This is a genomic window from Paraburkholderia sp. GAS41, from assembly GCF_050436545.1.
Taxonomy (GTDB): Bacteria; Pseudomonadota; Gammaproteobacteria; order Burkholderiales; family Burkholderiaceae; genus Paraburkholderia.
On sequence record NZ_JBNDMK010000002.1, the window covers coordinates 14,491 to 33,850 of the forward strand.

Sequence of the window (19,360 nt, forward strand, 5' to 3'; positions counted from 1 at the left end):
GCCCGTCTGTAAAGGCAATGCCCAGGAACCGTGCGGATCGGCAAGGGTGCACGCACCGAATTGCGGCATCACCTTGCCCATAAACAGATTAGATGTCGCGAGAATGAAGTCGCAATCGGCAGGGCGAGCGTAGTCCGGCGGATGGGTTCGCGGGTGAGCGTGCAGCGACTGGATGGAATTCGACCTAATTCTGTACTCATTCGGCCTCGTTACGATGGCTTCCATCGAACCACGAACCGAACACCGAGACCATCATGAACCTCTCAAGAATCACCCGCGTCGCCGCACCCATGCTTGTCGTTGCAGTCGCATTGACGGGCTGCGCCGTGATGCCGCCCACCGGCCCGTCCGTGGTCGCGCTGCCGCCGAAGGGCATGCCACTCAACCAGTTCCAGCAGGACGATTACGCATGCCGGGACTATGCCTTCCACTCGGACGATCCCGGCCAGGCTTCGCAAAGCGCGTTGCAAAGCGGGGTGGGCAGTTCCGCGATCGGTACGCTGGGCGGCGCCGCCGCTGGCGCGCTCCTCGGCGCCGCAGCCGGCAACGCCGGCGTTGGCGCAGCCATTGGCGCCGGCGCGGGCCTGCTGCTCGGCAGTGCCGCGGGTGCAAACGGGGCGCGGGATTCGTCCGCCGGGCTGCAGGCGCGTTATGACGCCGCCTACGCCCAGTGCATGACGTCCAAGGGCAACAGCATTTCCGCGCAACCGACGGTCTACGCCCCGCCCCCGGTCTACGCCGCACCGCCCGTCGTGTATGCGCCGCCCCCGGCCCCGGTCGTGTACGGCTATCCGCAACGCTACGGATATTGGGCCTACTAGGTTGGCCGGCTAAGGACGCTCACGCCTGTTTCCGGCAAGCCATGCCGCGCCAGGTTTTCCCTTACTTTGAGGCGCGACGATATCGCCATGGATCACGAACAGCACGAGACTGCTGTCGTGCGTCCCATTACTGGAAGGTGTTCATTATGTTTACGAAAATCCTCGTTGCCGTCAGCGCGAATTCGTCCGACACCGTCATGGCGTCGGCCATTGAAGTCGCCCGCAAATACGACGCTCACATCGTTGCGCTGCACGTGGTCGACCCGACGCCCTGCTTCCTTGGGCCGCTTGATGCCGATGTCGGTCTGATCGTCGAAGCCATGGAGGCAAACGGACGCACCATCGCCACGCGTATGGCGAATATGCTGGACGAGCATGCCCACACTGCGGACGCTCGCATGGTCACATTACCCCTGTCAGGCGTGACGATCGGTTCCGCGATTGCGTCGTTCGCAAACGAAGTGGACGCCGACCTGATTGTTCTGGGCGACCGCAAATCGGGCTGGATGCGCTGGATGAGCCAGGACGTTGCCGCCGACGTCCGGCGCCACAGCAGCACGCCCATCCAGATCGTCACCGGGAAGCCCACGGGCGGTCAGACGCAGCGTGCCGGCGCCCGCTGGACCGACGCAAAGGTAACGAGCGCCCGATAACGAAAACCTAGGCGATGCCTTCGATGCACTCGCCTGAGCCATCGCGAGAATCAAACGTGGTCACCGCCGGGGGCGGCCGCTCAGACCGGCCGCACGAACAGCCCAATGGTGAGTGCTACACCGATACAGACCACGATGACCCGCAGCGCCCGTTCGTTGATACGTTGCACGGCCCATGAACCGGTCACGCCCCCCACGATCGCGCCACAGCCCATCGTGATGGCCGCGATCCAGTGCAATTGCGGCGACATCACGAAGATCACCACGGCGGACGCATTCATCACGCCTGCAAGCGCATTCTTGATCGCGGCCGCGTTGCGGGTGGGTACGCCGGCCATCGAGAGCGCGGCCATCATCAGGAAGCCGATACCGCCGCCAAAATAACCACCGTAGACGGCAATCGCAAGCTGCGCGACCGAGGTCTTGATGGGTCCGAGATTGGCGCTTCCTTCACGGGTCTTGCGGAAGAAACTGCCCCACGCGAACATCACGGTGGCGAACAGCACGAGCCAGGGTACGAGATGCTCGAACACCTTTGAAGGTGTGCTTAACAGCAGCAGTCCGCCGAGCGCGCCGCCCACCAGACTGATCACGAACAAAGCCCGGAACGGAAGCTTGCCCGCGCCGGTGACCAGTTTCGCCGCGGCAATCCCCGAGGCCGATTGCCCCGGAAACAGCGCGACCGTCGACGTGATGTTGGCCGCAAGCGGCGTCATGCCGGACAGGATGAGCGTGGGCAAGGTGACAAACGATCCCCCGCCGGCAAGCGCGTTCTGTGCACCGGCCCAGATGCCGGCGACCAGAATCAGCAGGTGGAGAGTCATTAGGGTACCTTCGGCATGGGCGTCGTAATGTGAACGCAAAGCCTAGCGCGCTCGCAGATTTTTCGCCACTCGCGTGCTCTTTTCCGGTTCCGTTCGCAGATGATGATCCAGCTGGCGACTGTTGCCTCAGTCAAACTCCGTTTCCCCGTTGCGCCGAAGTTCGTCAAGTCTGCGAATCTGTTCGGGCAAGATTCGCCCCAGCGATAACGGCGGCAACACCCCGACCGGAAAGAATCCAACGGCGTCTGTTTCCACGCCGGAAATATCGCCGGCCGCGACAATGTTGCCGAGAAACACCAGTTTCCAGGTGTGGAACAGCGAAGGCGGGTGTTCGTGCTTCGGCATGTCCCACACCGCGAGCAATCGAGCCAAAGTCACGATGTACCCGCTCTCCTCGCGGACTTCACGTATCGCATTCTCGCCCGGCGAGGCGCCGATGTCGGCCCATCCTCCGGGCAGGGACCATCGGCCATCCGCGGCTTCGCGCACGAGCAGCACCTCGCCGGTCTCATTGAAGACGGCGCAGCGGACGTCGATTTTCGGATTTGCGTAACCTCTTTCATGAGCGAAAAGTTGCGCGACGTGGGCGGTACTGACATCCGCAAGGTCGGCAAGCTGGTCCTGTGCGAGACCGAGCAATTCCTGGTAGCGTTCCTTGTCGAATGCTCCGGTCGTGTAATGCAGCCCCGTTTGTGCGATCGCCAACAGGCGACGCGCTTGTGTTAGTCGTCGTTTCGTCAATTCATCAGGTACACGCATGGAGTCGTTCCGCCTCTAGGGACGATTGATGAAAAACCACATGCCACTCTAATCCAAACATGGGCTCCCGGCATTGTCCTCGAACCTTGCGGGCAATCCACACCGCCCGCTCACCAATTCCCGTCCAGCACCTTCCGGCGATTGCTGATGATGACGGTCCAGCCCGGACTGCCGCTATTGCGGACGGTTGCATCCGGCGATGCACGTCCTCCCGCTGCGGCGCCACGCCGGTGGCGTACGACCGACTCCAGCAGGCTCAAGGTGTTGTAGAAGCTCCGATCGACCTGCAGGGTCCAGCGATTCTGTTCGTACGCCGCGTAGGTCTGTTCGAGCACCTCGTATATCTGGATGGGGAATTTCACGCCGCGCGACTCGATCCGGCTAATGAGCGATCGCGCCCGCACAATTTCCGCCAGGAGGGTTGCTTCCCGCTCCGCCACCGGTTCAGGATCCGGCTTGAACCGACTAGACCGTGTCTCGTCTTCCGAAGCGAAGCCGAAGGTGTTCAGCAGGCTCTTCAAACCGGGGTATAGCGTACGCATAGCGAAGTCCCTTGTGGTCGGATCTGCAACGACTCCATGCTGCGCGGATGGCGTCTTTGGCAAAACCGGCCATGAGAGGGGAAAACGCCTCCAGACGGGGGCCCCGGAAGGGTCCCCCGCTATGGGGGGATAGCAACGGGCGCGAACACGGGTACCATGGCTCAGGACTGGAGAGGTAACGATGGACAACCTGTATTTCCGCCACGTGCTGCTTGTAGAAGATGAAGGCCTGACGCGTCTCGCCATGAAGAGCCTCATCCTGGCGTCCGAGCCGACACTCGACATCGACGAAGCCGGCTCGTACGCCGCCGCCGTCGAGCGGCTGCAAAACAAGACCTACGATCTCGTCTTTCTCGACTATCAGATTGGCGGCGATCACACCGGGCTGGACCTGCTGCGCTGGCTGCAGGAACACGAGCGCGCCGTGCATGTCGTGATGCTGTCCGCGCAGGATGACCGGGAGACAGTGCTGGACTGCATCAAGAACGGCGCCGGCGGCTTCATTTCGAAGGCCAGCGAAGAAGGCGGGGCAGTTTTCCGGGAAGCCTTGCAGACCATCCTGAACGGACGTGTCTATCTGCCCAACAGCGTGCTCGGCAAAGGCGGCCATACCCCCCAGTCGCCGGGTCCGAACAAGGGCATTCCGATCGATTCGCTGAACCTGCCGCCGCGTCTCGCGCAAACCTTGCGCTACCTCCTGCAGGGCTTGTCGAACAAGGCGATCGCGCGAAAGATGAGCATTACGGAGAACACTGCGAAGGAGTACATCAGCGACCTGCTGAGCCGCTTCAACGTGGCACGGCGCACCTTTCTGATCGTCGAAATGGCGCGCCGCGGCATTGAAATTCCAACCACCGCGCAGGTCGCAGGGGTCTAGTCCACGCGGGCGCGCGCATCCGTCATTTCGAGCATCCGCGCGATCAATACGTCGGCGGATAGCGGTTTGCTCAGCACGCAGCGCTCGGGCAACGCACCCTCGGCGGTCACCCCCGCTTCGCCCGTCACCACGAGGCACGGCACCGGCCGCGAAAAGTGCGCGCCCAGCAAACGTATGACGTCGTGCGCGGTGGACAGCTCCGGCAAGCGGTAGTCGGTGATAACCAGATCGGGCACGCGTTCGATGGTCTGTAGCAGCTCGTTGAGCTCGGCCACCGAACGAACTGCATCGGCCAGTACGCCCCAGCGCGCCAGCAACGCCTCCATCGACGCGCGTACCAGGCTGTCATCCTCCACCAGCAACACGTAGAGACCACGCAGCGACGACGGTGACGGCACCGCTACAGCGTCGGCGGGCGGCACCTCGGCATCCGGCACCGCAAACAGTTCGGCCGACGGCATGCGCACCGAGAAGCGCGAGCCTCGTCCCTCGATCGACTTCAGTTCGAGCCGGTGTCCTTCCAGCAGCGACACCACTGCATTGACGATCGACAGGCCGAGCCCGAGCCCTTTCTCGCGATCCCGCTCCGGGTTTCCAATCTGCACGAAGGGCTGGAAAATCGCGTCCCAATGCTCCGTGGCGATGCCTATGCCGTTATCGATAACGTCGAGCCGCACATAGTTCGGCATGCGTACCACCCCCACGATCACCGCACAGCGACCCGCCTTCGACGAATCCGCGTACTTGATCCCGTTCGAGATGAGGTTGCTGAGCACGCGTGGAGTCCAGTCGGCATCGGTCCGCACCCACGCGGGCTTGTGGTGTGCCTTCCGATAGCGCAGTGCGACCCCGCGACTCGCTGCAAACGGTGCGAGTTGCTCGACCGCCTCCTCGACCGCGCGATTCAGGTCGATGCTCGTATAGGTCGGTTTGACGTGCCCCGATTCAAGCTTGGACAGATCGAGCACCGCGTTGAAGAGGCGCGCGGTCAACACCGACGCCTTCCGCGCTTCCCCGATCAGTTTGCTCGACGCTTCGAGGTCACGCGCGTCTTGCGCATCGCTCGCAGCGGCGAGAAAAAGGTTCAGCGCGTGCATCGGCTGCCGCAAATCATGCGCCGCAGCGGCCAGAAAGCGCGATTTGGCCCGGCTCGCCCGTTCGGCGGCTTCCCGTTGCTGCTCGCGTAAGGCAATCAGTGCCTCCGACTTGGTCTGCTGATCGCGCCGCGAGCGCTCGAGGTCGTGATGCTTTTGCGCAAGTTCGACGTTGGCGCGCTGCAGGGCGTCGTTGCTATGCGCCAGCGCCTGGACAGCGATGTACCGCTCGCGCACATGCCGCTCGGCATTCACATTGACGCTGTGGCCGAGCAGAGCGACGTTCAGAAGGTAAAACATGCCTGCTGCGAAATTGTCTGGCTCGACTGCATGTGTGAACAGTTGTGCCAACACGATCACGGCGATCACGCATGTCGTCAGGATCAGCGTCGCCTTGGCGCGCAGGCGCAGGAAGCCGAACTGATAAAACAGAATCAGATAGAAGCCGACAAAAAAATGCGTGAAGTTGAACGGGCGCGGCGCGAGGATCGTTTGCATCAACAGGCACGCACACATGAACGCCAACCCCGACAGCAGGATCCAATGTGCTACGTTGTCCCGATAGAAAGCCAGCCTGAAGGCCAGCACAATGCCAACGGACGCACCCAGCGTGCCGGCACAACGCCACGCGAAAATCTCCGGAAAATACGGCCGAAACACGGGACTGCCCTGCGCAAGACTGATTTCCCACCAGCCAAAACAGGCCCAGATCAGCGTTCCTAGCACGAGCGCCGCACGGCGGAAGTCGGCAAAACGCCGACCGTAGTCCTCGGTAAATTCCTGTTCGACCTGCGGATCCTCGAATCGGGCCGGCCAGCAAAGCATGTCGACCAGCCATGCGCGAATCGCACCGAGCGCCGGTGAGCCATTGAGGAACTTCGATTCCGTAGCCGCCTGAAACCTGAATATATTCATCGTATCTCGCCGTCATCTCGCTTGCGTCGCGCAGCAGGGAGCACGCCGCGTGCTCGGCCATACGCTTCTATTCTAGGATCTGATTACCCTCTGAACAATGAACGTCCCGCATCTGCCGCTGCCGCTATTTCGTGCGCGCGGCTTCGCTCAGGATCATCTCGGCCGCTTTTCCACAACCATGTAGATCGCACTGGCCAGGAAGAATCCCGGAATCTTCGGGAAAACCGACGCGTCCACCACGCGCAAGCCGCGTACCCCCTGCACAGAAAGTCTGCTATCCAGCACGCCTCCTGCAGAAGGCGCCCCGATGGCGCACGTACACGGCGCATGATGACCCCACGCATTGTCACGAACATAGCGGGCCAGGTCGGCGTCGTCCTGAACGCTCGCGGCAGGAAGTTCTTCCTGCGCGATCAAACCGCGCTCCACGAGCGGCCCGGTTAGCCCGCGCACAAACCGGATGGCCTCGACGACCGAGCGCATATCATTGCCTGACTCGCCGCGGCCTTCCTCGAAATAGTGAAAGGCGATGACCGGCATGTCGCGCGGGTTAGTGGAGCGCAGCCGCACCGTTGGTGATGTAGACGCCTCTGCGCAAATCGCGCCACGAACGATAAACCGGATCGTCAATCGAGAACTTCGCGTCCTTCAGCACGCTCCAGGACGTCGCCATATGGCTGACGACCGCGACTTCATGGCGGTCCTGAAGATTGCTCCCGACTCCGGGAAGATCCACGCGCACGGGGATGTCGTGCGCCCGCAGGTGCTCCGCGGGACCCATCCCCGACAGCATCAACAATTGCGGAGTATTGAACGCACCGCCCGCGAGAATCACCTCGCGACGCGCACGCACCTCACAACGCACACCCGCTCGCGAACTGCTGTCGGGATGCCCCGCAAGCGCCGCGGAATGCTGCGGGCGGTGAGTTCCTCATCATCAGGAGTAGACATTGCCGATTAGCATCGTGGCCTTCTGATTCTCAAAACGTCTTCAGGAATGCGATCACCGCTCGCTTGTCGTCGTCGCTCAGAACCGGCTCTTGCCCGAACGACCGCTCGTCCGCTGTCAGCCCACTCTGGTTGTTGAACTCGGCCGTACCAAAGTAATGCCCGCGATTGACTACGAAGTCCGGGCACTTGCTGAGATCCAGCATCGGCTTTTTCAGGGACTCGTATTTCACGCGCAGTTCGGCGTCAGTCGCGTTCGGCGGCAGTGTGAGCAGATCGTAACCGAGCGTGAAGAGCAGGTTCGCGACGTTTCCAATGTGGGCCGCGACAAGCACGGGATCACGGCTTTCCGGCAGCGGCCGGAGGTTGGCCAGCAGATTGACGGGGATCTGCGACGGAACCGGTCCAATCGTCAGGTTTCCTTCCGAGTCGAAAAAATGTTTAGCCCGGCTGCCCAAAGCGGCTTTGAACGGCGCCAACGCCTTGGGCAGGTAGCTGGGTGGAATCGATATCTCACTGCGTACCGAGGTTCGGTCGATGAAGCCCGGCACCTTGTCGCCCAGAAGCGTGTCATGCAGCCGCTTCTCCGGCCACAAAAGCTGTTCGATCGACTGGTCGAACACGTTCATCCGGCTCGCAACCGACGGATTGCTATCGAACTGCGCAGGCCCGAGCGTGTTGTTGAGCAGGAACGGCGCCGTCGACCAGATACTGATGAGCGAAGGCACTCGCGTGTAGCCACGCCCGCCATCAGGCATGGCGTATTGCCAGCGCTCGCCGGTAAACGGATCGTTAAGCGTGACCGACCCGACCGAAGGCAGCGTCTTGTAGGACTCCGAGGAAAAGTTGTCCCATATGTTGCCGCGTATCGCATTGGTCGCAAGTGGACTGCAGATGTTGGTGCGCAACAGCGTAACCGGAATGCGCGCATCGCTCGACAGATAATTTCCATCGAGAAAGTCGGGCGCATCGACGACCTTGCGCATCTGCGTCTTGTAGTCGCTGGTTTGCGTCCATTGCCAATATCGTTTGTAGCACTTGAGATAATTCGGGCCGGCGCAGTGGGTCAGATTGAGGCTTGCCGGAGCAGGCGGCCCCTTGCTCGAATGGCAGCGCGCGCAGGTATCTGCGAATACTTCCTTGCCATGCTGCAGAAGCGCGGCTCCATTTGCCGTGGAGGTATCGGTGAGAAATGCCTTGCCGCCCGGCGCGTCGCTCAAATGGTCCGGCTGCGTCGCCGCTAGCAGGTATTGCGCAACATCGAACGTACCGGCTTCTGTGACTTGCCAGTAAGTCGAATTCTTCTGCGCTACCGCAATCTGAATAGGTGAGACGGGCTTGCCGCCAAACACCGGGTTGAAATGGAGCAGCCATTCCTCGCTAAAGAGCCCAATGTTCAAATACACGCGGTTCAATGCCGCCAGCACGCCGGCCGAATCCGCTCCATCCTTGAGAACGTGCGGAGTCCATACGGTGTCAGGCGCTTTATAGAACTTCGTGAAGGGACCGTCAGTGACAAAATCGTTGAACTGCTTGTTATTGAGCCCCCCACCTGCCAGCTTCTCCTGCCCGATCGTCAGCGCCTTCCCGAGGCGCGCGTGCAGGTCGTAAAGTGCGTTCATCGTCCGCGGATTATTGATGTTGTCAGTAGACACAAGCGACGTATCCATGGTCCCGGGCCGCCACGTATGCGTGAGCTGATACATGAAGTTCTGCTGCCCTTCGGGTTTCGACGCGTTGTTAATGAACAGTCGATCCACCCACATGTATTGCGATCCCACCGTGCCACTCAGATCGACCCATTGCGGATGCTCTGGATCGGCGCTCGGATGTACCGGGCTCGGACCGACGTGACAAAACGCGCAGGTCATGCCCACGCGATAAGGGCGAATGAGATTGGCATCGTTGTAGTACTTGGGGTCTTCATAGAAACGGCGCGCGTTCCATGCTTTGTCGGCCTTCTCGTCGAAATCCGGATTGGGGAAAAGACGCAGACCGACAATACCCGTCGCATAGCCGTAGTAGGATCCGACCGGCAGCTTGTCACCGCTGCTGAACGTCGTGCCACGTGCCCCGATCTTGACGCCCGGGTACTTCTTTTCGTCCTCGAACGGATCCGCCGCGCAGTCTTTACTCCGTTGATCGAGCCACAAACCGAAACGCAGCGGATCAGGACCGGAAGGCTTCTCGAAGCAAGGCTCGTTGACAACGCCCAGGTAGCTCCAGCGATCGTCTCGCGAATGACCCTGGCTCGGGTAGGAGCTGATCGACTTCAGAATGTCGAAGGCACCGAACGTGCTCTTCGTCATGGCGTCCCAGAACCTGTCGTTACCTCCGCTCCACATGAACCACATGTTGCGTCCCTTGATCTCGTCCACAGTCAGGGGAATATTCCGGTCCATGCCTTGAAAATAGGGATCGTCCGCAAGAGGAAACGACGCGGCTGTCCGGCCCGCCTGCTTTGCTTCATCGAGCACATGACCTGATTCAGGCTGTGCACTGGCGCACATGCTGATGAGTCCCACGAGGGCGAGTATGCATACGCGCAATTGGCTTTGCCGATTCACAGTCCCCTCCGTGCCATTGGAATCCCTACGCGTATAAGAACGAACTGGGGATCGAAGATTGAAATCCGTATGACCCGCTAGACCACGCGGTTCAGCCGTGTGACAAGCGTGCTGCCGTCGTTGAGGTGTTTCTTCAGGAGGTGACGTCCAATCAGATAGCCGAGTTTCCGGTAACTTTCGAATTGCGCCTCGTTGAACCACTGGTCGACCGTGGACTGCTGCGGAAACGCGGGTTCAACGAGCGCGTAGTTACGTAGATCCGGAGCAGACGCGTATATTTCTTTGGACAAGGTGGGCTTGATCAAAATCAGCTTGCCCACGAACGCGGGGGCGTTGGGCGCGTCGCCCTCCAGACGCGGATACCGGATCTTGCCTTCCACCACGTGACTCCCGCTGTAGGGAGGCGGGTTGTCACAAGACTCGCGCCGCAATGGATCGACATCAATGATGATGTCCGCGCCAAGATCAGCCGAGCACTTTCGGATGGTGTCGGCCAGGTCGTCGAACTGCAATGAGGGATCCTCTCCGCAATCACACAGCACGATGAGGCCTGCGCGCCGCCGAACGAGTTCGTAAATGCCGAGATTGTCGAAGTGTCCGCCGTCGGAAAGATAAACGTAGTTCGAAATACTGTTTGCGGCGCCAAACAACTCGTTAAGATACAGCGCCCCGCCAAATATCGGACTCGATCGCCGCGGCATGTTACCCAATGCCGGATTCGGACACCAGCGGCCAAGCCGCACATTGAACAGCGTAAGCAGAAACGCAACGCCAGGATCGGTGTGAAAGCCGGAGTTGGGGCTGACGGCTGCGCCCGAGACCGCTACCGAGCCCCCGAGCATGGGCCCGAAATCGTTCAGTGGTCCGAACGCGTGCTTGCCGCGCATATACTCGCTCGTCTTCGCAAAGCCGCCATTGCGCTGACCGGGTTCCTCCTTTCGTGGCAAATGGAATCCGCAGTAGAGCGGCGAGAAGAAAAATGATGCGGCCTTGCGTTGCTGCCACGCCAGGTTTTCTCCTGATGTCATGTTCAGCGTCGTGTTGAGGATGTGATAGGGGCGTTGGGCAAAGTCGCGCGTCGTGTTCGCGGCTAGCTGATCGAGCGGAAAATCGTCGTCGATGTCGAAACCGGTGAACGGATGTGGATGCCGTTCGCCGTCCGCCGCGCGCGACGCGCCGAGATAGCATCGTGTCAGCCGGTTCCGGTAAAAGTTATAGAGTGAGAACAGGTTGATGTCGACGCGGCATACCAGTAAGAAGCAGACGAGAGCAAAGAACAGAAGCGCCAGGCATACCGTATTGAACGCGTATGAACCCACCGCTATCGCGTGATTCGCCTGCATCGACAGACATTTGGACACCTCCGCAACCGCTTGCACGAAACTGGGTCCCGGGGCCGGAAACCCCGGCATGCGTGGATTCTGCAGCGTGACAGGGTCACAAGCAATCGACACGCCGGGTGCGGTCAACCCGACCGGAAGCGACCGGTATATTGCGTACGAGACGATCACCAGTAGTCCTATGATGAACACATACGGCACCACGACCAATGCGCGCTCCATCCAGGAGTTGCGCATACCATCGGTCTTTTTTGACGCGCCCGTGATCACGCCCCAGAGCGATACGACCAGCCATCCCGGTCCGCCAGCGTAGGCGAGCCATGCGCCGCCGTACACCACCAGCGCCGCGCCATAGATCCCGGCAGCAAAGATTCCGCCGACGCCAATCGTGATCGCCAGGAGCCAGCCGCCATAGCGCGCCCACCACTCCTGCACGTCGTAATCGAAGATGCGCCCGACCAGTCCCAGATGCAGCACGATGGTCAGCGCGAAAGCCTGCAGAATCAGGAACGGCGCAATCGATACGGCGAACCACAATGCCTGATCGTTCATCCCGAGTGTTGCCTGATGGATCACGAATAGCACTGCGCCACCTGCCGCACCCGCCAGCAGACCTGCGAATACGATCATGAGGCGCTTGGAAAGAGGCACAACGGGTTTCCTGCGCGCAGAAGTCCTCGATGATGTTCCGCCATCCTTAACCGCACCGGCGCCGGGATACCGATCCTGTGCCGGAAGCACCCATGCAACGAGCGCGTAGAACACCATGAAAAAGGTTATCCAGCAGCCGATGCCCCAATCTCTGATAAGGCCACGAGGATTCGCCATCTCAATGGCAATCAGGAACGCCGCGAGTACGCCCGGCGACATTACGTACTTCAAAACAAATACGGTCTTCGCGCATCGACTGTCCTGCTCCGCGCGTAGATTAAGCACGATTCCGCCGACACTTCCAGCGAGCAACGCCACGCCCAACGGCCCTGGAAGCCACTCCGTCAGCTCACAGTGAAGCACGCAACTCGCGAGAAAGAACACGAAGCGCGGCAACAAAAGCACCGCGACGATCAACGAAATGAAGATTGCCTGAATCAACGTGAGATTACGCACGTACGCTGCGATGGCGGCCAGTGTGTCGGTGCTCAACAAGCCGACTCGTGGCGTCAGGTAATTGCTGTACTCGCGCAGGAAGCCGATCGAGTCATCTTCCACCGCTTTAGGTGGACCACCCGGCGAGACCGTCGGACTGAGTAACGACTCGAGCTCCGCTACGTTTCCAGAGGGAAACCGATTGAGAAGTTGCGCGGAAAGCCAGCCGCCAAGATAGCCGCCGCCGGACACCGTGGAGAGATAGTCGAACTGACGCAGCACGTTGCCCTCGCAAAGGGCCTGCACGACGCCGAGACTAAAGGTCGCGCTACGAATGCCGCCGCCGGACAATGCCAAACCCTTGAGGTCGAGCGCTTCGCTTCGCCGCAATGTATCCGCCAGGCTGCCTGCGGTTGCTTGACCCGCCGGCGCAGGTTGACCGACCTGTTCCGTCCGGCCGTTCCGCGCCTTGACGATTTCATTGAGTTCGTCATGAAGCACTTGCTCGAAGGGGTGGACAGCGTTGTTCTCTTTCGGCTTCGCCGCAGCGCTTGTTCGACCGCCCACCTTAGACGACGCATTCATAGCGCTCCCCAGCAGAATTGAATGCGGAAACGGCGTGGTGACTGGAAACTGCGCGTAGCGACATCTATGCGTTCATGGCAGCACCCAGTTCACCTAAGTATCGGTGCACCTGCAAGCAACAATAGTACGAACGCTGTCGTTAAACAAGCCAGCATTTTCGCGGACACACGACCTGCACGCGGCCTGTTGCCAAAGCCGCCGCGTGCGTCTCGGTGTGTCGTCGCATGGGTCAAGTCACTCAGTACGGCGTACGACCTGAACGTTTGCGATAGCGCGCAACGCCCCCCGTTGCGGTCTGCGCAGGCTTCACTGCTTCCTTGATCGCGGTGGCGTGCACTTTTGCCTCTCCATAGAACGAAGAGAGGTCCGCCTTCATCGCGGTTCTCGACGCATCGTCGAGATAGACCATATGGCCCGACGGATACGCGTGGAACGTCAGATTGCTTTCGATCTGCGCGTTGCCCACCGGCATGGTCTGGAAATTGATCAAGGTCTGGAAGAACGGCGTTACGGCGTCGTAGTACCCGTTTGCCGAAAACACCCTTAGATACGGATTGACGGACATTGCCGCCGCCAGATCGCCCGCCGTGTAGAGACTGCCGATCCCGCCGCGTTGGGCGCCCGTCGGATCGACATGACTGAAGTCCCAGTTTTCGAAGGCCTTGTCGTTGAGGTCCATGAATGGCGATATCGACGTGTACTTCAATTCTTCGTTGAGGTACACGTTCCACATTGCTGTGTAGACACCATCCACAGCCGCCATGGTGGGATCGTTGCTGCCCGAATCCGGTGACACGAATTCGGAAATGCCGGTGTCCACGCCAGTGACACGACCGTCATACGAACCCAGCGCCAGTCCGTCGTCCATCAGCAAACTCGTCAGGAATACTGATCCATCTCCCGTTAAGGGATCGAGTCGCCAGTATTTGAGGACGATAGTCGGGATGCCGAGAATATCGCTCAAATGCTGCAGAACGTCAGGATCGACGGTGGGGAATGCGTCCAGCGCATTCGCATACGGGCCGTCGGCGAACTGCATCACCTTGTCCATGAACCCCGGCAGATTGCGGGGCGCTGGGGACACCGTTACCTTCTTGTGAAACCAGGCATTGGCGGCGAAGGTTGGCAGCGCACCGATCGGGTTGCCCGTCTGCGAGTAATCGAGAATCGACGACTGCAGCACAATGCCATTCAGATCCACACCATCTTCGTGCAACATCCATGCGAGTACACAGGTACGTGGCGTTCCGTACGATTCCCCAAACAGATATTTGGGCGAGTTCCAGCGATTGAAAACCGTCAGATAGCGCTTGATAAACTGCTTGATACAGCGCGCATCCTGATCGACGCCCCAGAAATCCTTATTGCAACCGGGTTCAATCGCGGTCGAATAACCCGTTCCCACTGGATCGATAAACACGAGGTCGGTCTGATCGAGCAAGCTGTCCTGGTTGTCTTCGAGCGCGTACGGAGCCGGTGGAGTAAAGCTCGGCATGCTCGTTTTTATGCGCCTCGGTCCGAACGAACCCAGCAGCAGGAATACCGACGACGAGCCTGGGCCACCGTTATAGAAAAAGGTCACCGGACGCGGGGACGACGTCGGGTTATCGGCAGTGAACGACACGTAGAACAATTTGGCGCCCGGCCGTGAGCTATAGGTATGCGTGGTAACAAGGTGTCCCGCCCGCGCCGTATAGCCAATCGAGCGTCCCTTGAGCTTCAGCGTGTGATGCGTCACCGCGGCATTTTCCGTGACGTCGCTGACTGAATCGCCCGGGCCATATCCATAGGGTGTCAGGTCGAGAAGCGGTTGATCCGGTGGAGCGGCATTCTTTGCTGTTGCCTTCATCGCAAACCTCCGTTTTCAGTTTGACGCGATCCCACGCCCGGGTTTCGATGTTGTCCTGTCCACGGGCTCATGCATCGAACAGACGATCGCGCCCGCGCCAGTGCTATCGATACCAAGACGCAGCAATGCATGCATTTTTGAAAACGAAGCAGCCGTGCCTGATTTCGAGGCCCGCACGAACGAACCTTATTGATGCGGCAAATTACCCGGCGAGTAAGGTGACTGCGTGCCCTGCGTACCGAACAGGTCTTCAGGTTTGCCGTTCATACGTTGGCGAACCGAATCATTGACAACCATCGCAGCAGGGATGGTTCGCGGAGAAACACCGGCGGCCAGCCACATGGGGCTCCCCACCCACTCGCGGTGCCGGGCGGCAAGGGGGTCGGACTTGACGTCAACGGGAGGATGGAGCGTGAACTTCAATCCCACATCGGGATGTTGCAGCCTGTCGACGACCCAGAGCAGAGGGCCATCGGACAAACCATGATCAGGATAGCCTCCGCCGACATCACAGTGGCCGCCCGGAAACACCGCCTGTATCAAGTTGGGATTGGGGTCCCACAACGTTGGTTCGAACGGTTTGCGTTGCTCGTCAAGCGATACCGCGTGCACACCCAGGCTGATGTTAGGACTCATAGCCGTATCGCAGAAGCGGAACAGATCGATCGCGGCACCTGCGTGATAAATCGGGATACCTAATGAACCCACCGTATCCCAGACCGCCACCGCGGTGATTTTCGCCGGCACAAAGGAACTGTCATCCAGCTTCTGCGCATTGGAAAACGCGCTGTGGATTTCGAGCAGCTCGATGAAGCCATCTGCTATCTTCTGAACCGTTGTCTCGTGGCCGTGCCGCCAGCGGTACCAGGCCGCCACTGCCGTGTCGTAACGCGTGTCGTCGTCGAGGGCGGCGAGGTCCGGCCGCAGCAGCCCCTCGCCGGAGATCAGGCCGGCAAGCGCACGCGCCGTATACGCGCCCCGGCTGAAGCCGACGATCACGATGCTGTCACCCGGCACGAAGTTACGTGAGATATACGTATAGCCGCGCGCAATACGAGCCACGACGCCCACGCCGAATGCGCCACCGGCCACCTTGTCGAGCAATTGCTGTGAATTGCCTACGCCGTGGACGTACTTTGCGATCTGACAAGGCGCGCCGCTAGCGTCCGAAAGGGACCTTTCCATCTCAGCGCCTCCCCAGTCCGTTCCCGCAGGCTGCAGATCACCGGCAAGCCACGCGAATAGTTTGCAGACGTTGGTCAGTTGAGGTTCACAGCTTTGCGTGCCTTCAGCGGTGTTGCCGTCGCTCTTTGAAGGTTGCTCGTCCGGCCCGTTCCACGTGCCATCGGCACAAAAGACAATGGTCTTCGACATCCAATCCCCCTTCGGTCAGTCACTCTGCTGCGGCCGCCATTGAACGACCGGGCGAATCACTTCGTGTGCACCGGTTTCTGGTTCTGGTCGAGGCTAAATACCCGGGTAATCATTCCGTCGATCATGCGAAAGAATCCGTCCGCCCCGTAGCCCGCGAGAAACGCTATTCCGGACGCCGAAAGCGTCAACACGCCCGCTCCCGAACTTATCTGCGCCGCTAACGAGTTGGGTGTGAAGAACAGACCCACCGCAAGTCCCGCAATGGCCCCGAGAATGATGCGGATGATTGCAAGCGTCTCGTCGCGAGGCGACAGAATGTTCGCGGTTATCCGATTGCTGATATCGCGCAGGAACGAAGCAATGGTCCCAACCAGTCCGAATAACACCGGCAACACATAGCTTGCATATGCCGATAAAACCAGGGTGATGGACTGCACATCCTCCTGGGTTCCCTTCGCGCCATCAGCCTTGTTTTGCAGCGTGGGCGCCGTAGGAAACGGAATCATCAGCCACGCGGACGGCCACGTGTTAGCGAACGACCCGACATCGTTGATCGCCTTTTCATAACGTTTTTGCAGGTACGACCACTGGTTACAAAGCAGCCGCATCTGATTGCTCTGTTCATCGATTTTTCCGTTGCAACGTTTCGGTACGCTGTCGTGACTTTGCCGGTCAGCGGTGACGCCCGCATTTTCCTTGTCCGCTAACGCGTATATCTGAGTGCTAAGATCCGTCGCGCTTTTTTGGTCTTGCTCGAAGCGGGAAGTGAGTTGAACTCCGTATACGACCAGCCACAAAAGGAGCGCCGAACAGACGGTGATCGCGGCCCCAACGCGGGCGACGCTTTTGTGGAAACATCGGAAGCGCTTCGCACTGGGGATCAGGCCGGGATAGGCGACCTTCGCGATGCTGGCTCGGGTCGCTTTTCCGCCAATGCCAGCACGTAGACGCAGGTTTGCTTCGTCGCGCGCAGCCTGCGCCGTCTCCTCCAGGAACATGTACGTGTAGGCGATCGTGAGACCATTGGCCGGATGGGCCACTGAATTCAACTTGTCCTTTACACAGAGCAGCAATGCGGAATTGTCCGCTCGCTCGGCAATGGATAGATTCGCTTCCGGCGGATACCGCAGTGCGCAGATTCGCCTGATCACCGCAATCGGCGACAGTGTCGGGGTCTCATTGCCCGCACGATCCGCATTGTCGACGCGGGCCGTAGTATCAGTCCGGGCTGGATACTTGATGTCACCAATATCCGATATATGGACGTCTGGCCGCCCCGATATGAAATCCATGAGCAGGAGGGCTTCATTGAGGTCCCGCTCCAGTATCAACTGTTCCGCAGGCGACCCTGTCTGAGTGGACGCCGCGCGATCAGGCGCAGGCGCGGACGGAGGTTCCGGCGCTTGCCCCGACGGTGGCTTTTCCGCCGGCGCTGACGACGTTGCAGTTGCGGATACCGTTGCGCCGGCGCCGGTGTCTTGCGCGGGCGGATCGAGGGGGCGCGGGGGATCGGACGGTGGAATCTGCCCAGCTTCGAAAGTGGTGGTACTCATGGCATTCACCTTTGGCCCATTTTTACTTACCGAGCGAATCGGGGATCAAAGCCGTTCCGCGCTGATAAGCGTCTTCGAAGCGATCCAGACCGTTCGTACCGCCGTTGACCAGTTTCCTTGCCGTTGCCATGTTCCCGGCGAGAAGAGCGTTCTTGATCGCCAGTTCCTTGTCCGCGAGGAACAGTGCAAGTAGATTCGCGGCGATGGCGGGGTCGCCAGCGAGGTCAGGATTGGCGACCAGATCGACGCGCGGCGTGAGCTTCGGTCCGTACGCGGCGTAGTTCAGCCGCCCGGTCAACTGGATGTAGCCCCGGCCCTTGAAATTCGCCCCGTCAGGCGCCCCCTGATTGCCCAGATCTTTGCGGTTGTCGTAAAGGTCGAATGGATGGCCCGACGGCGACGTGTTGAAGCGAGATTGTCCTTCGCTGATTGGCTGAAAGCATTCCACCTCGGCACGCACGGTGGAAAGCGCCATCAAGACCATGGGCTTGTCAGCGACCCGATTTTCGAGCAGCGCTGAAAGCACTGGCGGCAAATTGCTTTTGATGTTGCCGATTGGCGTGACCGGAAACATCTGGCTGACGATCTCGACGGATACCGCAGGAATGGCGGACGGCAACTGATCCGAATCGGCAAGGCCAAGGGCCGAGAGCGTACGCGGTCCCGCTATGCCATCGGGCAGTAGTCCTTCGCTTTTCTGGAACGCAATGACCGCTGCGGCGGTTCCTTGTCCGTATAAGCCGTCAATCGCCCCTGGACTGAAGCCATGTGCTGCAAGCGACTGCTGCAGAGTCTTGACTTCGTCGCCGTTATCGCCCTGATGAAGCCCACCGGTTGGCATGGCCGTTCCTCCTGTTTGCGGTCGTGACGCGTCAATTGTTAAATCCCAGGATTCGGTAAATCAGACAATAGGTGATGGTTCCCACGCCCCCAGCACAAGCCGCCTTCTTATGTGCGCTACCGCACATTTCCACGGCGGTGTGATGCCGTCCGTTTGGGCGTTAGCAATCGTCTGCAAGTCTGCAATCGAGACATGAGTCGTTTAGGCGTCGGACGACCCGATGACGTCATGACGTCATGACGTCATCATGTTGAAAGAACGCGCCATGGTTCGTCTTTCTGAAAACAATCTTGTTCGGCGCCAGCGGCAACGACCTCGCAGGTGGGCGAATCGGGCGGGGGCGGCAAGTGTGACGACGGGTGACACCGTTGCGATTGGGATGCGCCATAGGTGCTGCCCGCTGTACGAGCGGTGGCTGCGATGACGACTGCGCAGAGGAAGACGACGAGTGCTGAGCGCTGACTGCGGATTAGACGCCCTGAGTCATGCTGCGGACTGCCAGGTATTTATCCGGCTGATAAGTCCCGCGTACGAGACAAACGATGCCACAGGGCTTCGACTGCACGGAGCGAAGCTCCGGAGAAAGGCGGGAGGGTCATTGGTGGGCCGGGTGGGAGTCGAACCCACGGTGTCCTTTCGGAGGCGGATTATGAGTCCGCTGCCTGCAACCAGCACGGCGTCCGGCCCTGAGATTGGAAACCAACAAAAAGACCCGGTCTGAAGGCCGGGCCT

13 protein-coding genes, 1 tRNA gene and 1 pseudogene are annotated in these 19,360 nt (G+C 60.0%); 3 read left to right on the forward strand and 12 right to left on the reverse strand.

The window, feature by feature from the left end; all coding sequences use genetic code 11:
- The first annotated feature begins 254 nt into the window (after positions 1–254).
- Together P3T43_RS03270 and P3T43_RS03275 are read left to right on the forward strand one after the other, a co-directional pair.
- Entirely contained in the window at positions 255–821 is a 567-nt protein-coding gene (locus P3T43_RS03270) for a glycine zipper domain-containing protein (RefSeq protein ID WP_429279611.1), read from the forward strand.
- Positions 822–967: 146 nt separating this feature from the next.
- A complete protein-coding gene (locus tag P3T43_RS03275) occupies positions 968–1,474 on the forward strand; it encodes a universal stress protein (RefSeq protein WP_429279612.1) in 507 nt (168 codons plus the stop codon).
- An 80-nt stretch (positions 1,475–1,554) separates the two neighbouring features.
- Here P3T43_RS03275 and P3T43_RS03280 read toward each other — a convergent pair whose 3' ends face one another.
- The 3 genes from P3T43_RS03280 to P3T43_RS03290 all read right to left on the reverse strand — a co-directional run bounded on the left by P3T43_RS03280 (position 1,555) and on the right by P3T43_RS03290 (position 3,599).
- Positions 1,555–2,298 (reverse strand): sulfite exporter TauE/SafE family protein, encoded by a 744-nt coding sequence (locus P3T43_RS03280; protein ID WP_429279613.1) that lies wholly within the window; start codon positions 2,296–2,298, stop codon positions 1,555–1,557.
- 126 nt (positions 2,299–2,424) lie between these two features.
- The gene (locus P3T43_RS03285) at positions 2,425–3,057 is read right to left on the reverse strand and encodes an NUDIX hydrolase (RefSeq protein ID WP_429279614.1); all 633 of its coding nucleotides are present in this window, start codon (positions 3,055–3,057) and stop codon (positions 2,425–2,427) included.
- 110 nt (positions 3,058–3,167) lie between these two features.
- On the reverse strand, positions 3,168–3,599 hold the full coding sequence (locus tag P3T43_RS03290) for a hypothetical protein (protein WP_429279615.1): 432 nt from the start codon (positions 3,597–3,599) through the stop codon (positions 3,168–3,170).
- A 181-nt stretch (positions 3,600–3,780) separates the two neighbouring features.
- Here P3T43_RS03290 and P3T43_RS03295 point away from each other — a divergent pair, with 181 nt between their 5' ends.
- Entirely contained in the window at positions 3,781–4,476 is a 696-nt protein-coding gene (locus P3T43_RS03295; protein WP_429279616.1) for a response regulator, read from the forward strand.
- Here P3T43_RS03295 and P3T43_RS03300 read toward each other — a convergent pair.
- From P3T43_RS03300 to P3T43_RS03340, 9 genes and pseudogenes are all read right to left on the reverse strand, one after another.
- Positions 4,473–6,485: an ATP-binding response regulator gene (locus P3T43_RS03300; protein ID WP_429279617.1), complete on the reverse strand. Its 2,013-nt coding sequence runs from the start codon at positions 6,483–6,485 to the stop codon at positions 4,473–4,475. The genes P3T43_RS03295 and P3T43_RS03300 overlap by 4 nt on opposite strands.
- Positions 6,486–6,650: 165 nt before the next feature.
- Positions 6,651–7,359 (reverse strand): annotated as a pseudogene (locus P3T43_RS03305) (GMC oxidoreductase); the annotation flags it as partial.
- Positions 7,360–7,465: 106 nt separating this feature from the next.
- The gene (locus P3T43_RS03310) at positions 7,466–10,000 is read right to left on the reverse strand and encodes a hypothetical protein (protein ID WP_429279618.1); all 2,535 of its coding nucleotides are present in this window, start codon (positions 9,998–10,000) and stop codon (positions 7,466–7,468) included.
- Between the two features lie 77 nt (positions 10,001–10,077).
- A complete protein-coding gene (locus tag P3T43_RS03315) occupies positions 10,078–13,011 on the reverse strand; it encodes a patatin-like phospholipase family protein (RefSeq protein WP_429279619.1) in 2,934 nt (977 codons plus the stop codon).
- A gap of 238 nt (positions 13,012–13,249) precedes the next feature.
- Positions 13,250–14,860, reverse strand: a complete 1,611-nt coding sequence (locus tag P3T43_RS03320) for a S10 family peptidase (protein ID WP_429279620.1) — start codon at positions 14,858–14,860, stop codon at positions 13,250–13,252.
- Between the two features lie 186 nt (positions 14,861–15,046).
- A complete protein-coding gene (locus P3T43_RS03325) occupies positions 15,047–16,234 on the reverse strand; it encodes a DUF2235 domain-containing protein (protein WP_429279621.1) in 1,188 nt (395 codons plus the stop codon).
- Between the two features lie 56 nt (positions 16,235–16,290).
- A complete protein-coding gene (locus P3T43_RS03330; protein WP_429279622.1) occupies positions 16,291–17,787 on the reverse strand; it encodes a hypothetical protein in 1,497 nt (498 codons plus the stop codon).
- Between the two features lie 22 nt (positions 17,788–17,809).
- Positions 17,810–18,628 (reverse strand): peptidoglycan-binding protein, encoded by an 819-nt coding sequence (locus tag P3T43_RS03335; RefSeq protein WP_429279623.1) that lies wholly within the window; start codon positions 18,626–18,628, stop codon positions 17,810–17,812.
- 599 nt (positions 18,629–19,227) lie between these two features.
- Positions 19,228–19,315 (reverse strand) — tRNA-Ile (locus P3T43_RS03340).
- Between the last annotated feature and the right edge of the window lie 45 nt (positions 19,316–19,360).

Excerpts from the sequence above, each read along its gene's own strand:
- P3T43_RS03270 (WP_429279611.1), top strand. The coding sequence starts at position 255 with ATGAACCTCTCAAGAATCACCCGCGTCGCCGCACCCATGCTTGTCGTT.
- P3T43_RS03275 (WP_429279612.1), top strand. The coding sequence starts at position 968 with ATGTTTACGAAAATCCTCGTTGCCGTCAGCGCGAATTCGTCCGACACC.
- P3T43_RS03280 (WP_429279613.1), bottom strand. The coding sequence starts at position 2,298 with ATGACTCTCCACCTGCTGATTCTGGTCGCCGGCATCTGGGCCGGTGCA.
- P3T43_RS03285 (WP_429279614.1), bottom strand. The coding sequence starts at position 3,057 with ATGCGTGTACCTGATGAATTGACGAAACGACGACTAACACAAGCGCGT.
- P3T43_RS03290 (WP_429279615.1), bottom strand. The coding sequence starts at position 3,599 with ATGCGTACGCTATACCCCGGTTTGAAGAGCCTGCTGAACACCTTCGGC.
- P3T43_RS03295 (WP_429279616.1), top strand. The coding sequence starts at position 3,781 with ATGGACAACCTGTATTTCCGCCACGTGCTGCTTGTAGAAGATGAAGGC.
- P3T43_RS03300 (WP_429279617.1), bottom strand. The coding sequence starts at position 6,485 with ATGAATATATTCAGGTTTCAGGCGGCTACGGAATCGAAGTTCCTCAAT.
- P3T43_RS03315 (WP_429279619.1), bottom strand. The coding sequence starts at position 13,011 with ATGAATGCGTCGTCTAAGGTGGGCGGTCGAACAAGCGCTGCGGCGAAG.
- P3T43_RS03320 (WP_429279620.1), bottom strand. The coding sequence starts at position 14,860 with ATGAAGGCAACAGCAAAGAATGCCGCTCCACCGGATCAACCGCTTCTC.
- P3T43_RS03325 (WP_429279621.1), bottom strand. The coding sequence starts at position 16,234 with ATGTCGAAGACCATTGTCTTTTGTGCCGATGGCACGTGGAACGGGCCG.
- P3T43_RS03330 (WP_429279622.1), bottom strand. The coding sequence starts at position 17,787 with ATGAGTACCACCACTTTCGAAGCTGGGCAGATTCCACCGTCCGATCCC.
- P3T43_RS03335 (WP_429279623.1), bottom strand. The coding sequence starts at position 18,628 with ATGCCAACCGGTGGGCTTCATCAGGGCGATAACGGCGACGAAGTCAAG.